The 5,470-nt window shown below is 44.8% G+C and carries 3 protein-coding genes; 1 reads left to right on the top strand and 2 read right to left on the bottom strand.

Annotated features, from left to right (window positions below; translation table 11 throughout):
* A partial coding sequence (locus tag H6S82_RS16150) for an ATP-binding protein (RefSeq protein ID WP_191056421.1) occupies window positions 1-2,678 on the bottom strand: 2,678 nt, incomplete at its 3' end.
* 252 nt (window positions 2,679-2,930) lie between these two features.
* On the bottom strand, window positions 2,931-4,178 hold the full coding sequence (locus H6S82_RS16145) for an MFS transporter (protein WP_190469318.1): 1,248 nt from the start codon (window positions 4,176-4,178) through the stop codon (window positions 2,931-2,933).
* Window positions 4,179-4,679: 501 nt separating this feature from the next.
* On the opposite strand from H6S82_RS16145, the gene H6S82_RS16140 reads away from it, so the two are divergent.
* A partial coding sequence (locus H6S82_RS16140; RefSeq protein ID WP_191056420.1) for a tetratricopeptide repeat protein occupies window positions 4,680-5,470 on the top strand: 791 nt, incomplete at its 3' end.

Here is a 5,470-nt window from a genome sequence, read left to right as displayed (position 1 = left end):
CCCAATTCTTGCAACATTTCAGCAAGTAATTGCCGATTTTCGGCTCGATCGTCTGCAATTAAAATGCGATAACTGGGTTGGTTGGGTGCTAAAGTAATAACTCGACTTGCAATTTTAGAAGTTTCCCGATTAGGGATTGCATCTGGCAGACACTGAATGTAAAACTTGCAATTTGTACCTTTGTTAATTTCACTTTCTACTGTCATTTCTCCACCCATCATTTGCACGAAATGCCGACTGATCGGTAATCCCAAACCAGTTCCACCTTGGACTTGCTGTCCGCTTTTAGTTTGCACGAATGGTTGAAATATACTGGCTAATTCATGGGCAGCAACGCCACAGCCAGTGTCGGAAACTTCAAAGTGAAGTACCAGTTTTTTATTAAAAATAGGGTTTTGTTTCGGTTCTACTGACAATCGCAGAAATACGCTACCTGACGAGGTAAATTTAAAGGCATTACTGAGTAAATTAATCAACACTTGGCGCAACTTTATTTCATCAGTAAGCACCGTTTGCGGAATATCAGCACTCCATTCGATTTTAAAATACAATCTTTTTTCTTGCGCTTTGATATAAAACATATCTCGCAAGTCATTGAGTAGAGCGATAACATCAAAAGCAGTTTCGTTGAGGGAGATCCGTCCGGATTCGATTTTCGCCATATCCAGCACATCATTAATGAGACTGAGTAAGTGTTCCCCACTGCGGTAAATGATGCGAGTTTTTTCTTGGTGTTCTGGGAGTAAAGTCGAGCTGCGGAGCATTAATTGGGCAAAACCGAGAATGGCATTAAGAGGCGATCGCAATTCGTGGCTCATGTTAGCCAAAAAGGTGCTTTTGGCTTGCGAAGCTGCTTCGGCTGCTTCTTTTGCTTGTTGCAGTTCTATTTCTATTCGTTTGCGTTCGGCAATTTCGCGCTGCAATTGTTGATTGGAGTCGGTTAATTCCGCTGTGCGTTCGGCTACTTGAATTTCTAAGGTGCGATTGTATTGAGCTAATAAATTCTCGGCTTGTTTGCGTTCGCTGATATCAGTAAAAGCGGCGATCGCATAGACTACTTGACCTGTGCGATCGTAAATAGGAGTTGCCCAGACTTCCAAGGGAATAATTCTATCGGGACGATAAACTTCCATATCATCAATTGTACTGCTTTCTCCCGCTAAAGCTTTGACAATTGGCAGCTTTTCTGTCGGATATGGCAGTTCGGTTCCACTGAGATAAACTCGATAAGTATGTGCCAATTGCTCTGTTTTAGTTTCTGGTAAATAGTCCATCTCTAATATTTGTCTCGCCCTCTGATTTGCATAAGTCGCATTTCCGGTTGGATCGTGAACTGATACACCTACTGGCAATCCTTCTAAAAACTGAGTGAGGCGGTTCTCGCTATCTCGCAGTGCAGCAAAATATTCTTCCAGTTGCTCTGCCATTTTATTAAAAGACTCTGCCAATTGTCCCACTTCATCAGAGCGTTTGATTTCTAATGTTTTATGCCATTCACCCTTAGCAATTTCCTTCGCAGCAGTATTCAAGCGCAAAATTGGGTTGGTAATCCAAGCAGCGGTAAAAATACCGATTCCTGTAGCTAAGATAAAGGCGGCTATACACAGCAGAATAGTCGTCTGGTTGTTGGCATTAATTTGCTGCATAAAGTCGGCTTCTGGCAAGACTACCACAATCAGCCAATCCAAACCAAACGCATCTTTGAAGGGAGTTACTTGTGCGAACTCGCGCTTGCCTTCTATTTCAAATTCAAGTTCTTTTGAGGTATTAATATCCGTCAAGTTGCCAAATTGAGAAATTAAATGCTGTGCTGTAGCTCGAATTAATGGGTTTTTCATTTCCACGCCGTGGAGTCGTTTCTTATCTTTGCCATCTGCATCAGTAACGAAGGGAAGTTCGGAGCTTGAAGAAGCTACTATCATTCCCGATCGCTCGATAATAAATGCTTCTCCGTGAATACCGATTCTCAAACTTTTCAGAAAATTATTGATGGCGGCAAGAGATAGATCGCTCGATAAAATACCTTGGAGCTTACCTGTTTCATCATAGAGGGGATAGCTAGCAGAAATTCCCAAACCTCTAGAAGTAGGAACATAGATATAAATAGGGCCCCATGTCGGTTTACCTACGGTGATAGCCGTTTGATAAAAAGGTCGTTCTCTGGCATCATATTGTGGTTGATTGACCAATAATTTTTGGCGGTTACCTTGGCTATCTACGCTGTAAACGCGAAGACGACCTTTCGTAAAATTTTCTGTGGATGCAACTGTAAGTCCTCTCTCATCGTTACCGACGGAGACGAGTCCGCCCTGGGGGTTGCTGAAATAAGTTCTACTTAGTGAATTAAAGACTTGAATTTGTTTTAAAAAATGACGTTGTAAGACTTGAGGATTATTTATATCTAACTGACCGAGACGGATCGCATTAGCGTTAGTTAAATTAATCGGATGAGGTGTTCTTAGGTAAGTGCTAATGCGATCGAAAGTGCGCTCGCTAATTTCCCTCCGCAATTGGGAAGCAACATCGTTGACTGCCTGTTGCCCATTTTTAAAAGAGAGATACCCAACTAACCCCACAGCCCCAACGATTTGTACAACAAATGGGACAATCAGGATAGTTCGCAGGGTAGCCTTGCCAGAAACTTTGCTAACGACGCTATTTAGAGTATGAATTGGCATGGCGGAGAGAGGGTTATGCTATTGATTCTCATCTGGATTGAACCACACGGAGGGGGATAAGCAATTTTATTCAGATGATAAGCTCAATTATCCACGAAAGCATTTTGGGAATTTACTTGTTGCGAATTTTTTGCACTTTTAACTTGGCAGGCAGTCAACTGTTTCGCGGTTTTACCATCTAAAAGTTCATCTTTCATTTTTCTTTTTTCGTATCATTTCAGCTAGATTGCAAGTACAAGATAACATCAGTATCTAGTTATTTAAAATCCGGTTGAGGTATTGCAAAATCGCCACAACGATAACTACGCTGAAAGCCAATCCCAACCAAAAACTGTTTGCGGCTATTGACGATCGATCCATCGCCCAGCCACCCAAGGGAGGGCCAACAGCGTATCCAACTGCCCAGCACAAAGAGTTGATGGAAAGGTAGAGACCGCGCCGGGACTCCGGTGCAATGTCGGCAACGAAGGCAGATGCGGAAGGTGTATAAAAGACGATCGCGATCGCTGTTACTCCCATCGCCAATATGGCCCAAGTTAATTGCCCAGCAGGTGCAACGCCAGTCACCCAGATCAAACTGAATCCCACCGCCCACAATAAAGCGGAAACAGTTAAAGCGTGGGGATGGCTAAATCGCCTCAAGAGGCGGGAGATCGGAATCAGACACAAAGTTGCGAGGATCGTGTGCCAGGTAAACAAAGCGCTGATAGTTATGGTGGCAAATCCTACTTTTGAGTTACCCACCGGTACAAACTTGCTGAAGTACAGGGGAATGGTGCTGTGCAGTTGGGAAACGTAAGTTGTGAAGATGATATTGCCTAGAACAAAGATAACAAGGCGACGATCGCGCAATGCTGTTTCCCAGTTGCCCAGTTTTTCCCTATGGTGTTCCGTTGGTTTGTAAGTTTCTGCGATCGCAAAATAAATAACCGCAAAGAAGACGACAAAAGATATCGCATCAATCACAAACAACGCCCGATAAGCGCCTGTTGTACCGATCAACATTCCGCCCAGAATAATGCCTACTCCCAAACCGAAATTATCTGCAAATCGCACAATCGCGAAAGCTTCTTGACGATGTTCGGGCTGTGTTAAATCTGCTACTGCGGCTTCCGTTGCCGGCCAATACAAACCCATACCCAAACCCATCAGTAAGTTAGCGACAACAAAAGTGGAAAAATTATCGCTGAGCGCCATTACTAAAGATGCGATCGCCGAAATAGCTGCCGAGAGCAATAAAGTACGCCGACGACCCCAGAAGCGGGAATCGGCAAAAGACCCTCCCAGTAAGCGCCCCAGAACACCAGAAATCGAGGCGCTACCCAAACCGATGCCTACTTGGGTCGCCGATAAATTCACTAAATTAGCAAAAAAGATCGGTGCATAAAACAGGGTAAAACCCGATCCAACTTCCGAGAGGAACCTACCTACCGCCAGAATCCCCACTTGCGGATTTAGTCCGGGTAACCAACGCCATTGGGATATATTTAAAAATTTCATTTGCGCTTAAATCAATACAAAAATCGCAGCGTTTACCTGGGACTGCATAAGTATAACTGAGTCAGAAATAATATCGGCTATCTAGCAGTTAAAAGTTTGCCCAAAAGCCATGAATTTACTGATGTTTAGTTCCATTCGCGCATCATCCTTGTCTTGGGAATAGTTACGCTTGTAGGCCAGATCGCTCCTCTTGTCCAAAGTTACACTTGGGGATCGGCTGGGAGCGATCGCTCCAGGGCAAAAAGCAGCAGAAATTTATTAGCGCTAAGGAAAAAACGATCGCGATCGAAATGCTCTCGCACAACTCAGAAGCGTTCAGCAGTAAGGGAATTGGCAGGTGGAACAACAAAGGGTTTTACTTCGTCCCGTGAAGCCACTAAGAGGAAATGCCTAAGTAGCGATCGGAAGAGTAATATTTACCAAATTCTGATATCGTATTAGGTTATACCTATTTTCTGCAAACCTCGATTTCTACTGGCACCAAGTCGATTGGCTAAAGTCATGAACCCTATTTACCGAACGATCGCAATTTTAGGAATCGCCACTGCACTGGGTAGCATCTCTCCTGTTGTTCAGGCTCAGTCAAAGCCAAGCCAGTCTCCTTCAGGAAAGCCAACCCAGGCTGAGTCTAAGCCAGCTCGCAACAGCGAGTCAAACCCAGCGGAAGCTCAGTCCAAGCCAACCCAACAGGAATCAACAACGCCAGCGGAGGCGGAAGGAACAACACCAGCCAAACCTGAATCTAAGCCAAACCGCACACAATCAACGCCAGCGGAGGCGGAAGGAACAACACCAGTTAAACCTGAGTCTAAGCCGAACTCCACAGAGTCAACGCCATCGGAGGCGGAAGAAACAACACCAGCTCAACCCGAACCAAGGTCAACTCCGAATAACTCCACAACGCCACCCAGTACAGAGTCAACGCCAACAACTAGACCGGAAACGGAAATGAGTGCGGTGGACTTGTACAACCGGGGGATTGAAAAGGCGAGACAAGGGGATTACAAAGGAGCGATCCAAGATTACACTCAAGCATTAAAACTCAATCCCGAATTGGCTCAAGCTTATGTAAATCGCGGTTACGCTCGCTATTTCTTGAAGGATTTTCAAGGCGCGATCGAGGACAGCACTGAGGCAATTAGGCTCGATCCCAATAACCCCAAAGCCTATATCAATCGGGGGAACGCTCGCGATGATATGAAAGATCATCAAGGAGCGGTTGAAGATTACAACCAAGCAGTGCGCCTCGATCCCAATGACGATAAAGCTTACTACAATCGAGGTATTGCCTA

Source organism: Planktothrix sp. FACHB-1355, assembly GCF_014748295.1.
In the GTDB taxonomy this organism is placed as follows: Bacteria; Cyanobacteriota; Cyanobacteriia; order Cyanobacteriales; family Aerosakkonemataceae; genus Aerosakkonema; species Aerosakkonema funiforme_A.
The sequence above is the reverse complement of the archived record's forward strand: the minus strand, read 5'-3'. Positions and strand labels throughout refer to the sequence as shown.

Coding starts and splice junctions, on each gene's coding strand:
- H6S82_RS16145 (WP_190469318.1), bottom strand. CDS start 4,178: ATGAAATTTTTAAATATATCCCAATGGCGTTGGTTACCCGGACTAAAT.